Origin of the sequence: Rhizobium sp. Root708, assembly GCF_001429725.1 — a bacterium.
Taxonomy (GTDB): Bacteria; Pseudomonadota; Alphaproteobacteria; order Rhizobiales; family Rhizobiaceae; genus Rhizobium.
In genome coordinates this window covers 117,938-138,238 of sequence record NZ_LMHV01000040.1, presented here as the reverse complement: position 1 = coordinate 138,238, position 20,301 = coordinate 117,938, and the positions used below count along the sequence as shown (strand labels likewise).

24 protein-coding genes are annotated in these 20,301 nt (G+C 62.1%); 8 read left to right on the top strand and 16 right to left on the bottom strand.

Translation table 11 applies throughout. From position 1 onward, the window contains the following. Positions 1–158 precede the first annotated feature (158 nt). Complete coding sequence (locus ASE04_RS19900; protein ID WP_056820929.1) at positions 159–2,048, top strand: DUF882 domain-containing protein; 1,890 nt, start codon at positions 159–161, stop codon at positions 2,046–2,048. Positions 2,049–2,200: 152 nt separating this feature from the next. Here ASE04_RS19900 and ASE04_RS19895 read toward each other — a convergent pair whose 3' ends face one another. From ASE04_RS19895 to ASE04_RS19885, 3 genes are all read right to left on the bottom strand, one after another. Beyond that, complete coding sequence (locus ASE04_RS19895; RefSeq protein ID WP_056820927.1) at positions 2,201–2,464, bottom strand: DUF2312 domain-containing protein; 264 nt, start codon at positions 2,462–2,464, stop codon at positions 2,201–2,203. Between the two features lie 88 nt (positions 2,465–2,552). Next, positions 2,553–2,858, bottom strand: coding sequence for a DUF1244 domain-containing protein (locus tag ASE04_RS19890; RefSeq protein ID WP_056820925.1), 306 nt, complete (start codon positions 2,856–2,858; stop codon positions 2,553–2,555). A gap of 11 nt (positions 2,859–2,869) precedes the next feature. Further along, positions 2,870–3,661, bottom strand: coding sequence for an N-formylglutamate amidohydrolase (locus ASE04_RS19885; protein WP_056820924.1), 792 nt, complete (start codon positions 3,659–3,661; stop codon positions 2,870–2,872). Between the two features lie 200 nt (positions 3,662–3,861). Here ASE04_RS19885 and ASE04_RS19880 point away from each other — a divergent pair, with 200 nt between their 5' ends. From ASE04_RS19880 to ASE04_RS19870, 3 genes are all read left to right on the top strand, one after another. Beyond that, positions 3,862–4,347 (top strand): DUF1036 domain-containing protein, encoded by a 486-nt coding sequence (locus ASE04_RS19880; RefSeq protein WP_156408843.1) that lies wholly within the window; start codon positions 3,862–3,864, stop codon positions 4,345–4,347. Beyond that, positions 4,347–5,786, top strand: a complete 1,440-nt coding sequence (gene pyk / locus ASE04_RS19875; protein WP_056820921.1) for a pyruvate kinase — start codon at positions 4,347–4,349, stop codon at positions 5,784–5,786. Before ASE04_RS19880 ends, pyk begins: the two co-directional genes overlap by 1 nt. 131 nt (positions 5,787–5,917) lie before the next feature. Next, positions 5,918–6,553: a LysE family translocator gene (locus tag ASE04_RS19870; protein WP_056821476.1), complete on the top strand. Its 636-nt coding sequence runs from the start codon at positions 5,918–5,920 to the stop codon at positions 6,551–6,553. Between the two features lie 4 nt (positions 6,554–6,557). Here the strand turns inward: ASE04_RS19870 and ASE04_RS19865 are convergent, their stop codons facing one another. The 3 genes from ASE04_RS19865 to ASE04_RS19855 are packed head-to-tail and all read right to left on the bottom strand — an operon-like array spanning position 6,558 to position 7,923. Continuing rightward, positions 6,558–7,109: a DUF4865 family protein gene (locus ASE04_RS19865; RefSeq protein ID WP_056820919.1), complete on the bottom strand. Its 552-nt coding sequence runs from the start codon at positions 7,107–7,109 to the stop codon at positions 6,558–6,560. Then, positions 7,106–7,504 (bottom strand): cupin domain-containing protein, encoded by a 399-nt coding sequence (locus ASE04_RS19860; RefSeq protein ID WP_056820917.1) that lies wholly within the window; start codon positions 7,502–7,504, stop codon positions 7,106–7,108. Before ASE04_RS19860 ends, ASE04_RS19865 begins: the two co-directional genes overlap by 4 nt. Beyond that, a complete protein-coding gene (locus tag ASE04_RS19855) occupies positions 7,504–7,923 on the bottom strand; it encodes a tautomerase family protein (protein WP_056820915.1) in 420 nt (139 codons plus the stop codon). The genes ASE04_RS19860 and ASE04_RS19855 overlap by 1 nt, the downstream gene beginning before the upstream one ends. Before the next feature lie 108 nt (positions 7,924–8,031). Here ASE04_RS19855 and ASE04_RS19850 point away from each other — a divergent pair, with 108 nt between their 5' ends. After that, positions 8,032–8,961 carry a LysR substrate-binding domain-containing protein gene (locus ASE04_RS19850; RefSeq protein WP_056820913.1) on the top strand — a complete coding sequence of 310 codons (930 nt, stop codon included), beginning with the start codon at positions 8,032–8,034 and terminating at the stop codon, positions 8,959–8,961. Here ASE04_RS19850 and ASE04_RS19845 read toward each other — a convergent pair. After that, positions 8,952–9,896 carry a GlxA family transcriptional regulator gene (locus ASE04_RS19845; protein ID WP_056820912.1) on the bottom strand — a complete coding sequence of 315 codons (945 nt, stop codon included), beginning with the start codon at positions 9,894–9,896 and terminating at the stop codon, positions 8,952–8,954. The genes ASE04_RS19850 and ASE04_RS19845 overlap by 10 nt on opposite strands. A 117-nt stretch (positions 9,897–10,013) precedes the next feature. Between ASE04_RS19845 and ASE04_RS19840 the strand changes: the two genes are divergently transcribed. Beyond that, entirely contained in the window at positions 10,014–10,811 is a 798-nt protein-coding gene (locus tag ASE04_RS19840; protein ID WP_056820910.1) for an SDR family NAD(P)-dependent oxidoreductase, read from the top strand. Positions 10,812–11,081: 270 nt separating this feature from the next. Here ASE04_RS19840 and ASE04_RS19835 read toward each other — a convergent pair whose 3' ends face one another. Further along, complete coding sequence (locus ASE04_RS19835; protein ID WP_056820908.1) at positions 11,082–12,056, bottom strand: threonine ammonia-lyase; 975 nt, start codon at positions 12,054–12,056, stop codon at positions 11,082–11,084. A 69-nt stretch (positions 12,057–12,125) separates the two neighbouring features. Continuing rightward, positions 12,126–13,187, bottom strand: a complete 1,062-nt coding sequence (locus ASE04_RS19830) for a helix-turn-helix domain-containing protein (protein WP_056820902.1) — start codon at positions 13,185–13,187, stop codon at positions 12,126–12,128. 160 nt (positions 13,188–13,347) lie between these two features. On the opposite strand from ASE04_RS19830, the gene ASE04_RS19825 reads away from it, so the two are divergent. Next, positions 13,348–14,055 (top strand): hypothetical protein, encoded by a 708-nt coding sequence (locus ASE04_RS19825; protein WP_056821471.1) that lies wholly within the window; start codon positions 13,348–13,350, stop codon positions 14,053–14,055. Here ASE04_RS19825 and ggt read toward each other — a convergent pair whose 3' ends face one another. From ggt to ASE04_RS19790, 7 genes are all read right to left on the bottom strand, one after another. Further along, on the bottom strand, positions 14,056–15,807 hold the full coding sequence (ggt, locus tag ASE04_RS19820; RefSeq protein WP_056820901.1) for a gamma-glutamyltransferase: 1,752 nt from the start codon (positions 15,805–15,807) through the stop codon (positions 14,056–14,058). 69 nt (positions 15,808–15,876) lie between these two features. Then, positions 15,877–16,932 carry an alpha/beta fold hydrolase gene (locus tag ASE04_RS19815; protein ID WP_056820899.1) on the bottom strand — a complete coding sequence of 352 codons (1,056 nt, stop codon included), beginning with the start codon at positions 16,930–16,932 and terminating at the stop codon, positions 15,877–15,879. Between the two features lie 68 nt (positions 16,933–17,000). Then, on the bottom strand, positions 17,001–17,618 hold the full coding sequence (locus ASE04_RS19810) for a tetratricopeptide repeat protein (RefSeq protein WP_056820897.1): 618 nt from the start codon (positions 17,616–17,618) through the stop codon (positions 17,001–17,003). A gap of 91 nt (positions 17,619–17,709) precedes the next feature. Beyond that, positions 17,710–17,835, bottom strand: a complete 126-nt coding sequence (gene ykgO, locus ASE04_RS19805; protein ID WP_003566454.1) for a type B 50S ribosomal protein L36 — start codon at positions 17,833–17,835, stop codon at positions 17,710–17,712. 177 nt (positions 17,836–18,012) lie between these two features. Further along, complete coding sequence (locus tag ASE04_RS19800) at positions 18,013–19,074, bottom strand: 5-(carboxyamino)imidazole ribonucleotide synthase (RefSeq protein WP_056820895.1); 1,062 nt, start codon at positions 19,072–19,074, stop codon at positions 18,013–18,015. Continuing rightward, on the bottom strand, positions 19,071–19,565 hold the full coding sequence (gene purE, locus ASE04_RS19795) for a 5-(carboxyamino)imidazole ribonucleotide mutase (protein ID WP_056821466.1): 495 nt from the start codon (positions 19,563–19,565) through the stop codon (positions 19,071–19,073). The genes ASE04_RS19800 and purE overlap by 4 nt, the downstream gene beginning before the upstream one ends. Before the next feature lie 16 nt (positions 19,566–19,581). After that, complete coding sequence (locus ASE04_RS19790; RefSeq protein ID WP_056821461.1) at positions 19,582–19,785, bottom strand: YdcH family protein; 204 nt, start codon at positions 19,783–19,785, stop codon at positions 19,582–19,584. A gap of 229 nt (positions 19,786–20,014) precedes the next feature. On the opposite strand from ASE04_RS19790, the gene ASE04_RS30265 reads away from it, so the two are divergent. Beyond that, positions 20,015–20,188: a YdcH family protein gene (locus ASE04_RS30265; RefSeq protein ID WP_082597410.1), complete on the top strand. Its 174-nt coding sequence runs from the start codon at positions 20,015–20,017 to the stop codon at positions 20,186–20,188. The last annotated feature ends 113 nt before the right edge of the window (positions 20,189–20,301 follow it).

Here is a 20,301-nt window from a genome sequence, read left to right as displayed (position 1 = left end):
CAATCATCTTTTGTTACCAATCATAAACCACTTGTTAGTGGCCTGTTCACTATGTAAAGAAAAGGTTGAACATGTGTGGCATTTTTGCCATCGTGTGACCGCATTTCACAGTCAAGGGTCAGATTGAGGGACCATCGGCTGTCTGACGGGGATTGAGTTTGCCGGATCTGAATCGGAATACGAAGCCTTCGCGCCCGAACTGGCGCAATAGGTGCGCAGACCTTTGCGGAAAGGTGGTTAGGACGGCTATGGCCGCCCTTCTCGCAGTTGCTATTTCGTCGCCAGTGCTGGTCAGCACGCCGTCTCAGGCGGCCGGCGAAACGCGCAGTCTCAAGCTCTACTTCATCCACACCGGCGAAAAGGCTGTCATCACCTATAAGCGCAACGGCAGGTTCGACCCCAAGGGTCTCGAGCAGCTGAACCGCTTCCTGCGTGACTGGCGCAAGAACCAGCCGACAAAGATGGACCCGCGCCTCTTCGATCTGATCTGGGAAGTCTACCGCCAGAGCGGTTCCAGGGATTATATCAACGTCGTTTGCGGTTTCCGTTCGCCGGGCACCAACGCCATGCTCAAGGGCCGCTCGCGCAATTCCGGCGTCGCCGAGAAAAGCCAGCACATGCTTGGCAAGGCGATGGACTTCTTCATTCCGGACGTCAAACTCGCCACCTTGCGCGGAATTGGCATGAAAATGCAGGTCGGCGGCGTTGGATTCTATCCGAAATCCGGCTCTCCGTTCGTTCACATGGATGTCGGCGGCGTTCGCGCCTGGCCGCGCATGAGCCGCGACGAGCTGGTCAGGCTCTTCCCGAACGGCAACACCATGCATATCCCGGCCGACGGCAAGCCGCTGCCGGGTTACGAGCAGGCTGTTGCCGACTACAAGCGTCGCGTCAACTCGACCGATGTGCAAATGGCAAGCTCGGGCGCCTATACAGGTTCGTCCTCGGATGAGGGGTCGCGCAAGCACAAGACGCTGTTTGCCGCCCTGTTCGGCGGTGGCGCGGATGAAGCTGAAGATAGTTCCGATGATGATAGCGCAGCTCCAGTCGCTGTAGCGAAGGCGACGCCGCCTAAGGCTGCCGAAATGCCGAACGCTGCCAACCCCGATGAGCAAGCGCCCGCCGAGGCTCCGCAAGTCGCAAGTGTAAACGCGCCGATTCCGCAGGTGCGGCCGGCGTTCGCCAATCAGCCTGGCGGTAGCGACGTAGCGAGTGCGCTTGTCGCTCCGCAATCCGGAAATGCAGCGCAGGATGCTCTCTCTGCCGCGACCGCACAGGGTCAGCAGCAGTTCGCGGATCTCAGTGCCTATAGCGTACCTGTACCTTCCCTGCTCGGACCACGTCGTTCTCCTGGCGATGCAGAAGTTGCCTCGGCAGATCCGGCTGCGATGACGGGGAATCTCGCAGCGGTTCCGACGCCGGCTGAACGTCCGGCGCTTGCCGAGAAACTGCTCGCGGCGGCGAATGCCGACTCTGAAGCAGAAGACGATATGGCAGACCAGGACGATACGCTGTCTCCGGCTGTCGCCAACGCTCTTGACCAGCAGAACACCGGAGGCGACCGTCAGGTAGCTTCCAGCCAGCCGCCGGTCACGAACGTCGAACAGGCTATTAACGCCGCCATGCCGCAAAAGGTTCCGGCTGAAAAGCCGCCGGTGCAGCTGGCTGCGCTGGCGCCCGCAAGCTCGTCTTCCGTAGGCTTCGGGGATGGCTTCGATGCGCCGAAGGCATCGGACAACGCGGTTCTGCCGGCAAAGGGCGGACGCCCCACCAAGGTCGAGGCCGCAGAAGCTGACGCGAGCCGCGCGACGGTGCGTACCGAGCCGAAGCTTACGGAGAAGATCATCTCGAAGTGGGCATTGACGAACGCGCGTATGGAAATGGTGACAAAGCCGGTGAAGGCCCCGCGTTTCGTCAGCCAGACGCTGAGAGCGCAGCCAACCTCCGTTTATGCTGCGGGCTTTACGAAGACGGCCTCCATCGATCCCGGCCGGTTTAGCGGCACCGCGGTCAACTTCATGGAAGTGCGCAAGTTCAATACGAACTGAGCCCCAAGCGATAGAAGATACGAGAAAGCCGCCGGAGTGATCCGGCGGCTTTCTTAGTTCGCGGAAGCGAGTGCTCCAAGGATTCATCCAAAAAAAACCCGCCAGGATGAGCCGGCGGGCTTTCGTCAAATCGTATTGCTTTCAGGCCTTGATCAGCCTTCCGGCGGGTTCTCGATCATGCCGAGCGCGTGCAGGTAGGTATCGAGGATCGCATCCTCTTCCATGCGCTCCTGCTCGTCCTTCTTGCGAAGCGCGATGACCTTCTTGAGGATCTTCGTGTCGAAGCCCGTGCCCTTCGCCTCGCCATAGACGTCCTTGATGTCGTCGGCGATCGTCTTCTTTTCTTCTTCCAGTCGTTCAATGCGCTCCACAAAAGCGCGAAGCTGATCGCGGGCTACGCCGTGAGCATCAGACATCGAGTTCTCCCTACAGAGTGTGAAAATTCGGATGGCGTTGACTGCCGTGAAGTCGTCGTGCGGTCAAGCCGATTTAAAAGGATGGGGCCTATTTGTGCGGCATGTTCTGCGCAAATGCGGCTTTTTGCTGGGACGAGGCTTCGTTCTGATGAAGATTTTTCCAATCCTCATAGGACATGCCGTAGACGATCTCGCGCGATTCGTCCTTGGAGAGAGGAACGCCGTCTGCTTCGGCCGCCTCGCGATACCAGTTCGAGAGGCAGTTGCGGCAGAACCCCGCGAGGTTCATGAGATCGATGTTCTGGACGTCGTTTCGGTCGCGCAGGTGCTGGACGAGGCGGCGAAAAGCCGCTGCTTCGAACTCGGTCTGCTGTTCCTTGGTCAGTTCGGACATGGCTGGCTCCTCTATGCGTATGGTCCGGTGCGCGAGGCATGGACATTATAGGCGTGTAACGCGCCATCGGCATTCATCGACTGAAAAATCGGCGCAAGCCGGTCCGCCCAGGCGGCAACGCCGGCTTCATCGCCGATCAGGTCCTGCCGTACCTCAAGCAGGGCGTGCGGGATGCCAGATACCATGCAATGACGATACATCGTGTCGCCCTTCAGCGCGCCGTCGTAGGGTTCGTTGTCCCCGACGATGAGGGCTGGTTCCCGGCGCAGTTGCTCCAGGAGGGGCCGGACGGCACGATCGTCGCTGTCCCAGAGGACGGCGGCATGCCAGGGGCGGGGGATGCCCTTCCAGGCGGGTGTGTAGGAATGGAGCGAGAGCACAAGCGGCGCACGACCTGACGCGTTCGCGGTCTTTGCGATCGTTTCGCTGACGGCATTGTGATAGGGGCGGTGAAAGGCCTCGATCCGGTGGTTCCACTCTTCGGCGGTGATGGGATGATTGCCGGGAACGATGGCACCGTCGGATATTCGCATGATCAGTGTCGGATCGTCCTCGCCCCGGTTCGGGTCGATCAACAGCCGGGAAAAGCCGCCAAGGACAGCCGGAACGCCGAGCCTTTGCGATAGTGTTCGCGTCAGGGCCTCGATGCCGATGTCATAGGCGATGTGCCGCGCGAAGGCGGTGGCCGGAAGGCCGAGATCGCCGTAACGAGGTGGCAGCCGGTTCATGGCATGATCGCCCAGAAGCACCATGCCGCTGTCATGATTTCCGGCTAGGATTTCGAAGGGTTGGAAGTCTTGCATCAGAAGGAGGGCCGATCGTCGTTTGCGGACGTGTCCCTGATCGCACGTGCAAATCGCGGGTTCAAGCACACTCGTCGATCAATCGTGCGTCGATGGCGAAGCATAGGCTGCAGCATCGGGAATATAATCGATTAGCATTGCGTTGACATTCGCCGGGAGGCGGCGCAAGAAGGCACAACAACGAATAACCGGGGAGCCCATTGGAAGTCGTGCTGATCCAGACCGCGCCAAGTTTCCTTATGCGTTGCGGGCCGCTTGCCCGTTTTGCACTGTTTGTTTTAGCGGCCTTCGCGCCGTTTTTTATTGCCGATGCAGCCCGCGCCGATTTTCGCGTCTGCAATGGGACCCAGAATCTGGTGGGCGTTGCGATCGGCTATCGCGCTAAAGACGGTTGGATCACGGAGGGCTGGTGGCAGGTACCGGCAACGACCTGCGCGACGCTGATCGAGGGAGAGCTGCAGTCGCGATACTACTATCTCTACGCCGAAGACGCTGCCCGGGGAGGCCGATGGACGGGTGACGTGCAAATGTGCGCGGCGGAGAATGAGTTCAAGATCACGGGCGTCAATGATTGCTATGCCCGTGGCTATCAGAAGATGGGGTTCAAGGAATATGACACGGGCCGCCAGGGCAGCTGGATGGTCCAACTTTCCGATACTCCAGGCACGCAAGAAAGCCCGAATTGATGAAGCGCAACCGCAAAGTTAAAATCCTCGCCACCCTTGGACCCGCCTCGTCCGAGGAATCGATGATCGAGAAGCTGCACCAGGCTGGTGCCGACGTCTTCCGCATCAACATGAGCCATGCCAGCCACGATGTGATGCGTTCGCTGATCAAGCGTATCCGCGCCGTCGAGGCGCGCTCCGGCCGTCCGATCGGCATCCTCGCCGACCTTCAGGGTCCGAAGCTGCGCGTCGGCAAGTTCGCCGAAGGCAAGGTCGACCTGAAGCCGGGCGACACCTTTACGCTCGACAACAACGAAACGCCCGGCGATGCGACCCGCGTGTTCCTGCCGCATCCTGAAATTCTGGAGTCCGTGCAGCCTGGCCATCGCCTGCTGATCGACGACGGCAAGCTCGCGCTGCGGGCTGAAAAGTGCGATGGCAAGAGCATCGTGACGACCGTCATTTCCGGCACGAAGATCTCCGACCGCAAGGGCGTGAGCCTGCCTGATACGCTGCTCACCGTCGGCGTATTGACCGACAAGGACCGCACCGACCTCGACGCCGTTCTGGCGACCGATGATGTCGACTGGGTCGCTCTGTCCTTCGTGCAGCGTCCCGAAGATCTGGCCGAAGTGCGCAAGATTGCCAAGGGCCGCGTCGGCATCATGTCGAAGATCGAAAAGCCCCAGGCGATCGAACGCATCGAAGAGATCATCGAGCTTTCCGACGCCCTGATGGTTGCCCGTGGCGACCTCGGCGTTGAAATGCCGCTCGAATCCGTTCCCGGCATCCAGAAGCAGCTGATCCGCGCCTGCCGCCGTTCGGGCAAGCCGGTTATCGTTGCGACGCAGATGCTGGAATCGATGATCACCGCGCCGGTTCCGACGCGCGCCGAAGTCTCGGACGTCGCGACCGCCGTGTTCGAAGGCGCCGACGCCGTCATGCTGTCGGCTGAATCCGCTTCCGGCGATTATCCGGTCGAGTCGGTTGCCACAATGGCCTCCATCGCCAGCACCATCGAGCGCGAGCCTCACTATCCTGGCATCATCTACGCGCAGCGCGCCCAGCCGGAAGCAACCGGCGCCGACGCGATCTCGCTCGCCGCACGCCAGATCGCCGAAACGCTGCGGCTGTCCGCTATCGTCTGTTACACCTCGTCGGGCACGACGGGCCTGCGCGCCTCGCGCGAGCGTCCGCAGGTGCCGATCCTGGCGCTGTCGCCGGTCATTCAGACGGCTCGCCGTCTCGCCATCGTCTGGGGCCTGCACTGCGTTGTCACGCATGACGCGACCGACCTCGACGACATGGTCAACCGTGCATGCCGCATCGTTGCCGACGAAGGCTTCGGCAAGCCGGGCGACCGCATCATCATCTCGGCTGGCGTGCCGCTCGGGACACCAGGCGCCACCAACATGCTGCGCATCGCCTATATCGGTTCCGACGGCCAGAGCGGTATCTAAGGCGCATTAACCGCTATTCACCAGAGCCCGCTGCCTTAACAGGCGGCGGGTTTTTGCTGTCCTGAAGCATGGGTGTCTTGCGGCTGGCGGGCGCACATGCAAGGGTCGGCTTCCTTGTTCGGGAGGGCGTCATGCACATTGTTACACTTCTCGCATTCGTGGCCGTCTCCTTCGTCGCGATCGCGACGCCGGGACCGACGGTGCTTCTGGCGATGACCAACGGCTCGCGTTACGGCGTTCGTCGGGCGATCCCGGGCATGATCGGCGCGGTGCTGTCCGACTTTGTGCTCCTCGGTGCCGTGGCGATCGGTCTCGGCGCTCTTCTGGCGGCGTCGGAATTCTGGTTCTCGATGCTGAAATATGTCGGCGCTGCCTATCTCGCTTTTCTCGGGATCATGATGCTGCGCACCAAGGGCGGCTTCAACGCGGCGCTGAAGTCGGAAAACGAGATGACCGGCGGAACCGCCTTTTCCATCGGCCTCAAGAGCTTCATGGTCGCCGTCACCAACCCCAAGGGTTACCTGTTCTTCTCGGCGTTCCTGCCGCAGTTCATCAATCCCGCGCTACCTCAGGCGACGCAGTATGCCGTGCTGGCGGTGGTCTTCGCGTCGCTCGATTTTCTGATCATGCTCGGTTACGCGGTCTTCGGTTCGCAGGCGGTCCGCCTGCTGAAGACGGCAGGTGCGGTCTGGTTGGAGCGCGCCTGCGGTGGGGCGATGCTGGCGCTGGCGGGATCGCTTGCGCTGTACCGCCGGGCAACGAGCTGACGCTCTAGGGAAGCGATACGTGACCGACACGATAGATTTGACCGGCGGCCGCAATGAGCGGTGCGGAGCGATGCAGGCTGAAGCGCACGGCCGTCCAGCTTGTCGGCTCGAAGGCTGAGACCGAGGCGACGATGTCGGCCGACCGCGCTTGTCTTTGCACGCGTTTGATTTCCTCGTCTCTGATTTCGGCAAGCGAGGAGTAGGGCTCGATGGCGATCGTTTCCCCGGTGGCGAACTTGGCTTCCGCCACTGCAGGCGTGGTCTCCGCGTGCCAGACGATCCAGGTCTTCACCGCGGGCCAGCCAAAGGATTGCGTCAGGCCCCCGAAGCCGGGGCCGGTGAGGAAGTCGCTGGCGCGCTCCGGCTGCTGCCAGAGATAGAAGGGGGCGTAGAGGTTTTCACGGGATCCGAACTCGCCTTTGCGGGCGCTGAGGTAGGCCTTGAAGCCGAGGCCGGGAAAGCCGTCGAGCATCGGTCCCTTGTCGCGGATACGCCGGTCAATGATCGACATGTCGTAATCGGCGGGTAGGGTGAAGCTGTACTGCATCGCTATCATGAGAGAACCTCCACCTGTTCCAGCCAGTCGACGATGCGACCGGCCTCGGTTGCCTGGACGCTGATGTAGCTGAACGCGCTGTCAGGCGTCGCGCCATGCCAGTGTTTCTCGCCGGCGGCGAACCAGACTGCATCTCCGGCACGCAGTTCCTCCACCGCGCCGTCTTCGCGTTGCGCTAGCCCCTTGCCCGATAGAACATAGAGCAGCTGCCCGCGCGGATGCGTGTGCCAGCGTGTGATCGTACCGGGATCGAGGCTTGCCCGCATCGCGGTGTTCTCGCCATCGGCTGCGCCTTCCAGCAGCATCTCGACCCAGAAGGGCGCGGTGGCAATATCGGCGGGCGAGCGGACGGCATTGCCCTGACGGTGGATCGTCATGCGCTCAGGGTTGCCCATCACGGGGCACTCCCGAAGGCGCGGGCCTCCCAGCCGGGCTCGATCATCTGCGCCTTTCCATCGCCGAACGACCATTCGTCGGGTGATGTGGTGGTGACGACGATCATGACGTCTTCCGGCCGGATGCCCGGCGATACCCCGAGAAGTTCGGCGGCGCGCTTGAAGAAGGCTTGTCGCGTTTCGGTCGAGCGAGGCTTGCCGGCGGTGATGGCGAAAAGCACGAAGTCGTCGGAGCGTGGTCCGGCGAGGTAGTTCTGGTCGAAGATCAGCTCGCCCGGTTCATGCTGGTGGATGACCTGGAAACGGTCTGTCGGCGGCACATTGAAGGTCTCGACCATGGCGCGATGAATGCCATCCGAAACGGCGCGAAGATACTCCGGCGACTTGCCGCGCAGCAGAGAGATACGAACGAAGGGCATAATTGCCTCCTTTAGGTGAATTCTTGACAGGAGGAGCATCGCACGTCACGATAGTGCAGAAAATCAGAATTAAATGAACTAATGATCCGATAAAATGGGATTATTACGATGCGACGGACGATCTTCGATCTCGATGTGCTCAGGACCTTCGCGACCGGAATGGAGCTTGGTAATTTCGCGCGGGCTGCCGACCGGCTCGGGCGTTCGACCTCGGCCGTCAGCGCCCAGCTGAAGAAGCTGGAGGAGCAGGCCGGCACGCCGATCTTCCGCAAGGCGGGACGCGGCCTCGCGCTCACCGATGCGGGGGAGACGATGCTGGCCTATGCGCGCCGCCTGCTGGAGCTCAACGACGAGGCGGCCGCAGCGGTACAGAGTATCGAACTCGAGGGCTGGGTCAGGCTCGGATTGCAGGAGGATTTCGGCGAAACGCTTTTGCCTGATGTGCTCGGCCGCTTTGCGCGCGCGCATCCGAAGGTCCGTATCGAGGCGCGTGTCGTGCGCAATGTCGAGCTGATCGAGCGGGTAACCTCGGGCAAGCTCGATCTGGCGCTGGCGTGGAGCGACGGCACGCTGACGCCCTATTGCGAGAAGATCGCCGAAGTGCCGATGCGCTGGATCGGGCCGGCGGAAGGGGCGGTCGACTGGAGCCTCGGCAGCGGCGAGCCGGTACCGCTCGCCTCGCTCGAGGCTCCGTGCCTGTTGCGCACGGCGGCGACCAAGGCGCTCGATACGGCGGGCATTCCCTGGCGGCTCGCCTTCGTCAGTCCGAGCCTTGGGGGATTGTGGGCAGCGACGGCTGCCGGGCTCGGCATCAGCATCCGCACGCCAATTGGCCTGCCGCGGAAGGTGAAGCCGCTTGCCACCAACGAAGCCGGCTTGCCCGAGCTACCCTCGCTCGGCCTTGTGCTGCATCGCGCCGAAGCGGAGTCCGGGCCGGCAACTGCGCGGCTTGCGTCCATCATGCTGCAATCCGTTAGGGAGGCTGTCGCTGACGCGGTGCCATCGGCCATCCAGCCGGCTGCGAGAGCCTATGCCTGATATTCGCGCTGGGCGTTTCGCCGGATCGCCTGCGGCGGCTGGCCGAAGGCGCGCAGAAAGGCACGGCGCATCCGCTCGCGATCGGCGAAGCCTGTTTCCGCGGCAACGACGTCGATCGGGTGCCGGCCCTGTTCCATCATCAGGCGAGCCGCCTCAAGGCGCAGGTTCTCCACGGCCTTGGCCGGCGACTGCCCTGTCTCCGCGCGGAACGTCCGGCTGAACTGGCGGGGGCTGAGTGCGGCTGCCTCTGCCAGCTCCTCGACGGATAGCGTGTTCTTCAGGTTGCCGCGCGCATGCACCAGTGCCTTCTGAATGCGGTCCGATTTGGGTTCCAGTTCCAATAGTGCAGAGAACTGCGACTGGCCGCCGGCGCGGCGATGGTAGACGACGAGCTTGCGGGCGACGGCGCGGGCGATGTCGGCGCCGTGATCCTTCTCGACCATGGCAAGCGCCAGATCGACCCCGGCGGTCATCCCCGCCGAGCTCCAGACGGATCCGTCGATGATGAAGATGCGATCCTCCTCGATTCTGACCTGGGGATAGCGTGACTGCAGCTCGCGGGCGAGGAGCCAGTGTGTCGTGGCGCGACGGCCGTCGAGCACGCCCGCGTCGGCAAGCAGAAAGGCGCCGGTACAGATCGAGGCGACGCGGCGGGAGGCGGCAAGCGCGTTGCGGATGAATTCGCTCTCTCCTGGAGTCGGCAACTTGATGCCGACGGCGCCCGACACTAGCAACGTATCGAAAGCGGGATCGTCGAACGGCGTCGTTTCCATCGTGACGCCGAAGGAGCCCCGTATCGGTCCACCGGTCTCGGAGAGGTAGGCGATGTCGTAGGCCTGTTCGCCGAGCTCGAGGTTTGTGAACTCGAAGGCGGAGATAGCGGCGAGGCTCATCATCTGAAAGCCCGGAAAAAGCAGGACGGCGATGCGCTGCATGGCTCAAAACTCCGTTTGTCCTAAAAGGTGGTTTATATGACATTCAAGACATTGGCAATCAGGCGTAAGACTCTCCTCAAGCCAACAGCAGGCGCTGTTGCTACTTGGAGAACGACAATGACCGAACAGCACAAAGGAACCGCACTCGTTACCGGCGCGTCATCGGGGATCGGTGCCATCTATGCTCAGCGGCTCGCAAAGCGCGGCTATGATCTCATTCTGGTCGCCCGCAATGCGGAACGGCTTTCCGAACTTGCCACCAAGCTCACCCGGGAAACGGGCAGGACGATTGAAACCATCCCAGCCGACCTCGGCAAGGCGGCCGATCTGGCGCGTGTCGAGGCGGTGCTGAAGAGCGATCGCAGCATCACGCTTCTGGTCAACAACGCCGGCGTCGGCGCCACCGCGCCGCTGCTTGCCTCCGACGTCGACAAGATGCAGGCGATGGTCGATCTCAACGTCACGTCGTTGATGCGGCTGACCTACGCCGCCGTGCCCGGCTTCGTTGCTCGCGGTGGCGGTGCAATCATCAATATCGCGTCGATCGTGGCGATCGCGCCCGAGGTGCTGAACGGTGTGTATGGGGCGAGCAAGGCTTTCGTTCTGGCATTCAGCCAATCGCTGAAGCACGAGCTGGCGGACAAGAACATCCGCATCCAGGCGGTGCTGCCAGGAGCGACCGCGACCGAATTCTGGGGCATCGCCGGGACGCCGGTCGAGCACCTGCCGACCGAGATCGTCATGCAGGCCGAAGACATGGTGGACGCAGCCCTTGCCGGCTTCGACCAGGGCGAGTTCGCGACCATCCCGGCTCTCGAGGATGCCGGATTGCTCAAGGCCTACGAGGATGCTCGCCAGGCGCTGATACCGAACCTGTCACGCTCGGCACCGGCGCTCCGCTATAAAGCCGATTGAACGAAAGAGTGAGGCAGGTTGGCCTGTCTCGCTCTTTGTTGGCAAACCTCTGTTGTTCGACATCCCTTGCTTCTCCGTCATTCCGGCCTTGAGCCGGAATCCAGCCCGCCGGGCGTCTGTCCGGCCAGGGAGTCTTTCGTGATCAATGACTTGATCGCGCTGGATACCGGCACGAGGCCGGTATGACGGTGATGGGTATCTTGCTCTCGTCCAGACATTCAATCGAGCTGACGGCTTCGTCAGCCGTCTGGAGGCAGGCCTGGTCCGCCTCTATCCGTGCCGGGCCAGTGCCTCGGCGAAGACATCGGCGTCGACGTTGCCTCCCGAGGTAACGACGACGACGTTTTCGTCTTCCAGCTCATCGCCATGGAAAAGGGCTGCGGCGAGTGCGACCGCGCCGCCGGGTTCGACAACGATCTTCAGCCGGACGAAGGCGAGGGCCATTGCCCGACGCGCCTCGTCGTCCGTCACGACGATGCCGGCACCGGAGAGGCGCTGCAGGATCGGGAAGGTGATGCTGCCGGGCTGCGGCGTGATGATTGCATCGCAGATCGAGCCGGTCATCGTTGCGTTGCGCTCGATCTTGCCTGAGGCCAGCGACCGCGTGAAATCGTCGAAACCATCCGGTTCGCAGGGGCGAACGCGAAATGCCGGTGCGCTGGCTTCGAGTGCAAGCGCAATCCCCGATGACAGGCCGCCGCCGCCGCAGGGCACCAGCACCTCGGCCGACTTGACGCCTTCCTCCTCCGCCTGCTCGGCGATCTCGAGACCCGTCGTGCCTTGGCCAGCGATCACCTGTGGCTCGTCGAAAGGCTTGATGAGCGTCAGCCCACGGGCGGACGAAAGCTCGGCGCCGATGGCGTCGCGATCCTGTGTCGCACGGTCGTAGAGCACGACTTCCGCGCCGAGCGCCCTCGTGTTGGCGATCTTCAGCTTCGGCGCGTCGGCCGGCATGATAATGACCGATGGCACGCCATGCAGCTTGGCGGCGAGCGCCACGCCCTGCGCGTGATTGCCTGACGAGAAGGCGATGACGCCGCGGCTGCGAACGGCCGGATCAAGCGCGGAAACGGCCGACCAGCCGCCACGAAACTTGAAGGAGCCGGTGTGCTGCAGGCATTCGGCCTTCACGAACACGCGCCGGCCGGCAATTTCGTCGATGAAAGGGGAGGAGAGAAGCGGCGTGCGGCGCGCATGGCCGCGCAGACGAGCGCGAGCTGCGACGATCATTTCAATGCTGACCATGGAGACTCTTTCGAATGACGGTACGCCCCTCAATAGGGTGGCACGCGCTTGATGTGAACGACGACTTTGTCACCGTGACACGAAAAGCGTCGGGCGTGTATCGGCTGCGTCGTATTGGCGGCGCCCGCGCCGCCGAAACTCGGTCGGGTTGGTTCCGGCAACGCGCAGGAACTCGCGATTGAAGTTCGATTTGCTGATGAAGCCGCAATCGAACATCAGCCGCGTGATGGGCTCGTCCGTCGTCACCAGCGCCTCGCATGCGGCTCGGATGCGAAAGTCGTTCACATACTGAGAGACGCTGACGCCGTGGACGCGGTTGACTGCCATCGAGACGCGGCGGGCCGGCAGGTTCATCTTGCGGGCGATGCGGCCGAGATTGAGGTCGGGATCGCGATAGAGCTGTCGGGATTGCATCAGGCTTTCCAGCGCACGAGCGATGGCATCGTCTTCGTCGCTCGGGGCGGGTGGCGTGGTGGCTTCCGATGGCAGGGCGGCGAGCGACTGGCTGCCGCTGGCAATTGACGCTGCCGTGCCGAGGATCAGAAGTGTAATGACATTGCCGACGGCGACGATTGCCCCGGAGTGGATGCCGCCACTCTGTTCGAGGTCGAGACTGATCGCGATATCGGCCGCCGACGAGGCGATCAGCGCCAGTCCGGTGATCACGAGCGAGCGATAGGAGAGAAGCGCGCCATCGAGACGCGAGGAGATGAGCGCATCCGGGCCGTTGCGGGCGAGGCAGAGCAGGGCTGCGCCGTAGGCAAGGAAAGTCGCGGTCACGACCGGACCAACGAGATCGCGCCAGAAGACCAGGAGTGCGACGATCAGAACGCTCGGCAGGATATGCGGCCAGAAGCGGAGGAGCGATGTCTGGCGTTCCGCGGCGAGGTTGCGAAAGCTGATCCAGGCGAGCGCCGCGATCATGCAGGCGACGACGGGCTGGATCGGCAGGATGTCGATCACGTCATAGCCCCAGCGGACGCCGATGATGATCGATTGCAGCGTGTAGGCGCCGATCAAAAGTAGGAACGGGCGCTTTTCCTGTTCTGCCCAATCGTTCTGCCTGAGCATGCGGATGAGCAGGATGACGAGAAGGAGGGCAACGACAAAGGGAAGCGGAACGAAGATCATGATGGTTGGGCTCGGTGAGACGCGTTCAATAACTGCACGACTATGGCCTCGATCGCAATCGCGGGCGACCCGGATCACGATCGAGGTCTCGAGATCGGCTCCCGGTCTTCACCTTGCACGCAATCGCCAGCCGCCGGCCGGCGCGTCCAAGGAGAAACCGATGACCCTCATCCTCTTTATCCCCGCATTCACTCTGACGCTTGCCTCCGCCTTCGCCGGACCGCGCATGGCCGGCGAGACACTTGATGTTTCACTCATCCGATCCGTTGTCATCAGCGGTGAGGCAAGTGAGGTCAGGCTAACCACTGATGACGCGGGCCCCTACACAGCGAATACCAGCGCGCGGCGCAACGGCTGGTTCTCAAGCTTCTATTCGAGCTGGTTCTTCAATAGCTGCCGCGATCGAAGCGCGATGCGCATCGATGGGACGGTCCTGAAGATCGAGGTGATGCAGACGGCATGGGCGGATCTGTCCGATTGTACGCCGGAGATTTCCGCAAATGTCGCGCCTGGAACCACCGTGCGCATCGAGCAGGAGGCGCTGAAGGCGCAGCTGGATGGCGATTTCGCCAATGTCGCGATCACCAGCAAGGCGGCTGACATCAGCTTTGATGGCCACGCCGCCGGGATCGATATCCTCGGCACGGCGGTGCGCGCGCATCTGCGCTACGACAGCATCCGGCAGGACGAGACCGTCAACATCACCGCGCAGTCGTTGCAGACGGACCTCACCTTCGGAAGCGGCGTGCCGGTGGATTACTCGGTGATTGCCAAGGCATCCTATGTCGACAGCCTGGAACCGAGCGTGCCCGGCGCCCGGCCTCGCGTGAGCATCAAGGGCGATTATGTCCACGCCCGCATCCGCTGATCAGTAGCCGCCGGCGGAGCCCTCGGTGGCGCGGCTGTCCATCGCGCCGTAGTAGCGCGCGCCGCCACCTTTCTCGATATCGGCGAGGCTCTTGCCGCCGACCAGGATGCCAGCGGCCTGTCCCCATTGCGGCGGGCCGCTGCTGCCATCGTCGAGCGTATGGCCCATACCGATCAGGGCCCGGATGGTATCGGGCGACAGCGCGTAGGGCTCGAGATAGATCTTATCGGGCTGCCACTGGTGATGAATGCGAGGGGCATTGACCGCCTGGCTGATGTCCATGCCGAAATCGACAACGTTCAGGATCGCCTCAAGCGTGATGGTGATGATGCGCGAGCCGCCGGGGCTGCCGATTACCATGAAGGGCTTGCCGTCCTTGGTGACGATCGTCGGGCTCATCGAGGAAAGCGGGGTCTTCTTCGGGGCGATCGCATTGGCTTCGCCCTGCACGAGGCCGTAAAGGTTCGGAACGCCTGGCTTCGAGGTGAAGTCGTCCATCTCGTTGTTGAGCAGGATGCCGGTGCCGGGGGCGACGACGGCGGCGCCGAAGTTGCCGTTCAGCGTGTAGGTGACGGCGACGGCGTTCCCTTCATCGTCGATGATCGAATAGTGCGTGGTCTCGACGCTTTCCTTGGCACCGAGCGGCTTCAGGTTGGCCGAGGTGCCGGATTTGTAGGGATCGATCTTGGCGCGGATCGCCTTGGCGTAGCCCTTGTCGAGCAGGGTCGAGACGGGGTTGTCGACGAAGTCAGGGTCGCCGAGGGCGGCGTTGCGGTCGACATAGGCGTAACGCATCGCCTCGACCATCAGGTGCACGGTCTCGGCGGAGCCGTAGCCGAGGAAGGAGAGCGGGTAGTCTTCCAGCACGCTAAGGATTTCGCAGATGATGACGCCGCCGGAGGAGGGAGGAGGCGAGGAGATGATGTCGTAGCCGCGATAGCTGCACTCGACCGGCTTCAACTCACGCACCGCGTACTGCTCGAAATCCTCCTTGGCGAGAATGCCGCCCTTTGCTTGGCTTGCCTTGACGATCGCGTCGGCGGGCATGCCCTTGTAGAAGGCGTCGGGTCCCTTGTCGGCGATGCTGGAGAGAACGGCGGCAAGGTCGGGCTGCACGAGCTTTTCGCCGACGGCGTAAGGCTTGCCCTCCGGCTTCAGAAAGATCTTTGCCGCGGCTTCGTCCTTGGCGAGCCGCTTGGCGCTGCCGGTGATACTGGCGACATCGCCCTGTTCCAGCGTGAAGCCTTCCGTGGCGTAGCGGATCGCCGGCGCCATAAGGTCCTGCCGTGACTTGGTGCCGTATTTCTCGCGGGCCATCTCGAAGCCCTTCACGGATCCGGGCACGCCGACGGCGAGATAACCGTCGAGGCTGGCGCGCGGGACGATATCGCCCTTGGCATCGAGATACATTGTCTTGGTGGCTGCGAGCGGCGCGCGCTCGCGGAAATCGAGGAAAGTCGTCCTGCCGTCCTTCAGGCGGATGGTCATGAAGCCGCCACCGCCGATGTTGCCGGCCGTCGGGTAGACGACGGCGAGCGCGTAGCCGACGGCGACCGCTGCATCGACGGCATTGCCGCCGCTCTTCAGCACCGAAACACCGACATCCGTTGCCAAATGCTGGGCCGTCACGACCATGCCATGCTCGGCTTCAACAGGCGTCGGCGAGGCGGCGAACGCCGGAGGAAGAGGCGGGACCGCCAGGACAAGCCAACCGGCGACCAGCAGTGCAGCGGATTTACGCAGATGGCTCATGACAACCCCCTCGAGCGGTGCGATCCACTGGATATGGGATCGCTGCTTGCGTGGGCAATGCGGGGTTGGTCAACAAACTTCCGCTACGGCGGGCGCAGGGCTGCTAGCTTGTTCGAACGCCTGCGCTCCGTTCGCCGCGGCAAGCCGCTCTTCGACCATGGCCGCGACGGCTCGCAGGTCGCGGGGCTTGCCGGCGATCTTTTCCAGCGCGGCAATCGCCAGATCGGTGGCGAGGTAATCCGGCTTGTGGCCGAGACCTTTTACCTTGACGAGCTCGGAGCCGGAAATATCCCGGGCGAGACCCTGGGAATGCAGATGCTCCCAGACGATGTCGTCGCTGTCGCCGGTTATGATGACGGTCGGCGCCTTGATCCTGTTGTAGAATGGCGAATGCTTCTTGACGTAGCCGAGCAGTCCGACAAAGTCGCGGGCATTATTGTAGAAGGTATCCGGCCGAAGGACGAGGGATGGTGCGGTCTTGCTGATATAGTCCCGGGGTCGCGCATTTGGCCGAAACACGTTTCGTGTGCCGCGCTCGAGGCGTCGCATGCCGAGCGGTATGACCAGCATGTGGTTGAACAGCCAGCCGATCAGCGGCGCCGTCGCGACACGATAGTACCAATCGACGCCGCCCGGCCAGGGGTGGGTTGCCGGGGCAAGGAACAGCAAGCCCTTGGTCCTTTCGGGATGCCGGACGCCGAAGGCTGCCGCGACCGCGCCGCCGAAGGAATGGCCGACGATGATCGCTTCCATGATCCCCTTCCGCTCCATCAATTGCGCGATGGCGTCGGCCTGTCCAGAGGGCAGGGCATTATCGGGCCCGCCGCGCTCGGAGTAGCCGTGGCCGGGGCGGTCGATGAAGAGCATCTCGGCGCGTCCCTGCAAGGGCGCCAGGAACGCACCCATCTGATCGAGGAGATTGCCGCTGGCTCCATGAACGAAGACCAGTGGCGGCAGATCGGCTGTCAGGGGTCGCGGAATGTGGACGGCATTCATGCGATAGCCGCCGATATCGGTCAGTTCGCCGATGTTGGGATAGGCGCGTTCGAACTCCCGGGCCTTGTAGGCGGAGTAGCCGATCGCAACGGCAATGGGCGCAAGGAAAGCGGAGAGGATGGCGAACATGGAGGCGACCTGCAACAATATCTGTCAGATCGTACGCAAGCTCGGCATCAGCGGTTCACGCTCAAACATCAGGTCCGGCTTCCCGCCAGTTTTTCAGAGAGCGTGTTCATCTGCTCCTGGGCGGTGCGGTTGGCTGGATAGATATCGAGAAACCGTTCCCAGGCCTTCAACGCCAGCTGATCGTTGCCGGTATCGGTGAGGATCGTCGCCATGCCCGAGAGGGCGCCGAAATGGCGGGGCTCGAGATCCAGCACGCGTTCGATGTCGGCCATGGACTTGCGATAATTGCCGTTCGCATAGTTCAACGTCGCGCGGCGGTTCCAGCTCTCGGCGTAATTGGGCTTCAGCGCGATCGCCTGGTCGAGAAAATCGAGGGCTGCCGGCGTCCGTTTTTCCTCAATGGCCTTGTCGGCCCACTGCATCAGAAGATTGACGGTAGCGCTTCCCGAATCGTTCCACTCGGTGCGAATTTCGTCGGCAATATTGTTTGCCTTGTCGCCGTTGCGCTCGCGCTTCAGCTGCGCGTAGAGCTGGTCAAGGTGCTGCTGAGGGGAAAGGTTGGCTTCGGGCTGCTCCTTGATCGTATCCTTTTCCTGCGCGATCGCAGGCAAAGTGGTGGGAGCAAGCAGGGCGAGAGCCAGCGGCATAGCCGCAAATGTCATGGCAAAAAAACGCATGGCGGGCATAGTAGCCCGCCAACGCAGAAGATCAAAGCATTTTCACGCTGTCCGCGGCGACTCCGAGTGTATGAACCACGGAGTCAAGCCGGTCGCTAAATCAGCCCTGACGAGCCTTGAAGCGTGGGTTCAGCTTGTTGATGATGTAGATGCGGCCCTTGCGGCGAACCAGGCGGTTGTCACGGTGACGAGCCTTGAGCGACTTGAGCGAATTCTTGATCTTCATTGTTTTGATCCGCGATGTTTAGGGGGAATTCACATTCGCCCGTGTCTATTACAATCAAAAGCGCGCTCAGGGCGCGCTCTTTAGGTTGGGCGTGCAGATAACCCGGCCTCTTGTCTGTGTCAACCACATGAAGGTGTTTTTCACGGGAGAGACGCCGCTTTATACCCTCGAAAGCCGCTATTTTCCAGTCAGTATTGTGACGTGTCCCATCTTGCGGCCGGGCCGGGATTCGGTCTTGCCGTAGAGATGGACGAGGGTATCGGGGCGGCGGAGCCACTCCGGAAGGGCGAGGATATCGTCGCCGATCAGGTTCTGCATGACGCAGTCCGAATGCCGCCCGGCATTTCCGAGCGGAAGCCCGGCCACGGCACGGATATGCTGCTCGAACTGCGAGATGACGCAGGCCGCTTCCGTCCAGTGTCCGGAATTATGAACGCGAGGCGCCATCTCGTTCGCTACCAGGCTGCCGTCGGCAAGCGCGAAAAACTCGATGCCGATCACGCCGACATAGCCGAGCGTCGCCAAGATGGTCTCGGCGGCGCGGCGCGCGGCATCCGCGGTCTGCTGCGAGATGGCGGCCGGGACGGTCGAGGTGTGCAGGATGCCGTCGCGGTGAACGTTCTCGGCCGGATCGTAGCAGGCGACAGTACCGTCGGATGCGCGGGCGGCGATGATGGAGATTTCCCGCTCGAAGGCGACGAAGCTTTCGAGAATGAGAGGAACGTTGCCGAGGCTCGCATAAGCGTCATCGCTACGGTCCGCAGCCGAGCGGAAGACGCGCTGGCCTTTTCCGTCATAGCCGAGGCGCCGCGTTTTCAGGACGCCCTTTTCGCCGAATTCGGTGAGCGCGGCATCAAGATCGGCCTGGCTGTCGATCGCGCGAAAATCGGCGGTCGGGATTCCGCAGTCATTGAGAAAGCGCTTCTCGACGAGGCGATCCTGCGCGGCTTCCAGTGCCTTTGCCGGCGGATAGACGGGCACGGAGCGTGCAAGGACCGCGGCCGCAGACACCGGCACGTTCTCGAATTCATAAGTCACGACGTCGCAGCGTTTCGCGAGCTCGGCGAGGGCCGCGCTGTCGTCATAGGCCGCGACGATCTGGCTGGTGGAGACCTGCGCGGCCGGACAATCGGCCTGCGGCTCGAGGATGACAGTCTGGAAATTCAATCGCGCGGCAGCCATGGCCAGCATCCGGCCAAGCTGGCCGCCGCCAATGATGCCGATCGTCTTTACGTTCATAGGTCGTCCATCGGGTATTCGGCAACGGCTGCGCTCTGGCGCTCGCGCCACTCGTCGAGGCGGTCGGCGATTTCCTCGTCCGACAATGCAAGGACCGCGGCTGCGAGCAGCGCGGCGTTGATTGCGCCGGCCTTGCCGATCGCCAGGGTTCCGACGGGAATGCCGCCTGGCATCTGAACGATGGAAAGCAGGCTGTCCTGGCCGGAAAGCGCCTTGGACTGGACGGGAACGCCGAAAACCGGCAGAGGCGTCATGGCCGCTGCCATGCCCGGAAGGTGGGCGGCGCCGCCGGCGCCGGCGATGATGATCTTGAAACCCTCGTCGCGGGCGCTCTTTGCGAAATTCACCAGTCGATCCGGCGTGCGATGCGCAGAGATGATGCGCGCATCATAGGCAATTTCCAGCGCCTCCAAGGTGTCGGCGGCGTTCTTCATGGTTTCCCAATCGGATTGGCTGCCCATGATGATGGCAACCGGGGGTCTGTCCGTCATCGTCACGACGTTCCCTTCAGGCAATGATATCAGGAATGATCTGATCTTCGAGTTGCGAGAGCTTGTCCTTGATGACCAGCTTCTTCTTCTTCATGCGTTGCACGCGCAGCGCATCACAGCCTGTGGCAATCATGGCGTTGATGGCGGCGTCATAATCCTCATGCTCCTGGCGCAAGCGCGCCGCTATGAGCCTGATTTCAGCCTGTTCCTGATCGGCCATATGCATTCCCCATGATCGTCTTCGGACATTGTCCGGTTTGCCGATGATTTCCGCATGCTCCTATCACCAATTAGCGGTAACGGCTAGTTGGTCACGACCATGAATTTGCCACGTAGTCTTCATGTTTTCGCCTTCGACAAGCATTCAAAAATGTGTCACATTCGAAAGGTTGACGCCTTGGATCTCCGGCGGTGTTGGCCGGGGAGAGGTAAGAGGAAGGAAGGGTCAAATGACTGTTCAAGCTCATCTTGAATCACTCCAGAAGAAGCATGGCGCTTTGGAGGACGAGCTTCATTCACTGATGACATCCCCCGCAAGAGACGACCATGAGATTGCCGAGTGCAAGCGCAGGAAACTGCGCATCAAGGACGAGATTGAGCGTCTCAAATCATCTGTACATTGAGACAGAGAATGAAACTGCCGGTATGGCTTACACCTAATGCAAAAGGAATTTGAAAAGATTTCAATAGTTTGGTGAAGGGCTGTGGCAGATTGCCATTTTTGCGCGCCGGTTGC

What these genes read in the sequence shown, in the direction of transcription:
- ASE04_RS19830 (WP_056820902.1), bottom strand. Translation starts at nt 13,187, where the DNA reads ATGATCTTCGTTCCGCTTCCCTTTGTCGTTGCCCTCCTTCTCGTCATC.
- ASE04_RS19800 (WP_056820895.1), bottom strand. Translation starts at nt 19,074, where the DNA reads ATGAACGTAAAGACGATCGGCATCATTGGCGGCGGCCAGCTTGGCCGG.
- ykgO (WP_003566454.1), bottom strand. Translation starts at nt 17,835, where the DNA reads ATGAAGATCAAGAATTCGCTCAAGTCGCTCAAGGCTCGTCACCGTGAC.
- pyk (WP_056820921.1), top strand. Translation starts at nt 4,347, where the DNA reads ATGAAGCGCAACCGCAAAGTTAAAATCCTCGCCACCCTTGGACCCGCC.
- ASE04_RS19835 (WP_056820908.1), bottom strand. Translation starts at nt 12,056, where the DNA reads ATGGTCAGCATTGAAATGATCGTCGCAGCTCGCGCTCGTCTGCGCGGC.
- ASE04_RS19885 (WP_056820924.1), bottom strand. Translation starts at nt 3,661, where the DNA reads ATGCAAGACTTCCAACCCTTCGAAATCCTAGCCGGAAATCATGACAGC.
- ASE04_RS19890 (WP_056820925.1), bottom strand. Translation starts at nt 2,858, where the DNA reads ATGTCCGAACTGACCAAGGAACAGCAGACCGAGTTCGAAGCAGCGGCT.
- ASE04_RS19840 (WP_056820910.1), top strand. Translation starts at nt 10,014, where the DNA reads ATGACCGAACAGCACAAAGGAACCGCACTCGTTACCGGCGCGTCATCG.
- purE (WP_056821466.1), bottom strand. Translation starts at nt 19,565, where the DNA reads ATGACGGACAGACCCCCGGTTGCCATCATCATGGGCAGCCAATCCGAT.
- ASE04_RS19860 (WP_056820917.1), bottom strand. Translation starts at nt 7,504, where the DNA reads ATGGGCAACCCTGAGCGCATGACGATCCACCGTCAGGGCAATGCCGTC.
- ASE04_RS19895 (WP_056820927.1), bottom strand. Translation starts at nt 2,464, where the DNA reads ATGTCTGATGCTCACGGCGTAGCCCGCGATCAGCTTCGCGCTTTTGTG.
- ASE04_RS30265 (WP_082597410.1), top strand. Translation starts at nt 20,015, where the DNA reads ATGACTGTTCAAGCTCATCTTGAATCACTCCAGAAGAAGCATGGCGCT.
- ASE04_RS19810 (WP_056820897.1), bottom strand. Translation starts at nt 17,618, where the DNA reads ATGCCCGCCATGCGTTTTTTTGCCATGACATTTGCGGCTATGCCGCTG.
- ASE04_RS19790 (WP_056821461.1), bottom strand. Translation starts at nt 19,785, where the DNA reads ATGGCCGATCAGGAACAGGCTGAAATCAGGCTCATAGCGGCGCGCTTG.
- ASE04_RS19865 (WP_056820919.1), bottom strand. Translation starts at nt 7,109, where the DNA reads ATGATAGCGATGCAGTACAGCTTCACCCTACCCGCCGATTACGACATG.
- ggt (WP_056820901.1), bottom strand. Translation starts at nt 15,807, where the DNA reads ATGAGCCATCTGCGTAAATCCGCTGCACTGCTGGTCGCCGGTTGGCTT.
- ASE04_RS19870 (WP_056821476.1), top strand. Translation starts at nt 5,918, where the DNA reads ATGCACATTGTTACACTTCTCGCATTCGTGGCCGTCTCCTTCGTCGCG.
- ASE04_RS19855 (WP_056820915.1), bottom strand. Translation starts at nt 7,923, where the DNA reads ATGCCCTTCGTTCGTATCTCTCTGCTGCGCGGCAAGTCGCCGGAGTAT.
- ASE04_RS19850 (WP_056820913.1), top strand. Translation starts at nt 8,032, where the DNA reads ATGCGACGGACGATCTTCGATCTCGATGTGCTCAGGACCTTCGCGACC.
- ASE04_RS19845 (WP_056820912.1), bottom strand. Translation starts at nt 9,896, where the DNA reads ATGCAGCGCATCGCCGTCCTGCTTTTTCCGGGCTTTCAGATGATGAGC.
- ASE04_RS19815 (WP_056820899.1), bottom strand. Translation starts at nt 16,932, where the DNA reads ATGTTCGCCATCCTCTCCGCTTTCCTTGCGCCCATTGCCGTTGCGATC.
- ASE04_RS19825 (WP_056821471.1), top strand. Translation starts at nt 13,348, where the DNA reads ATGACCCTCATCCTCTTTATCCCCGCATTCACTCTGACGCTTGCCTCC.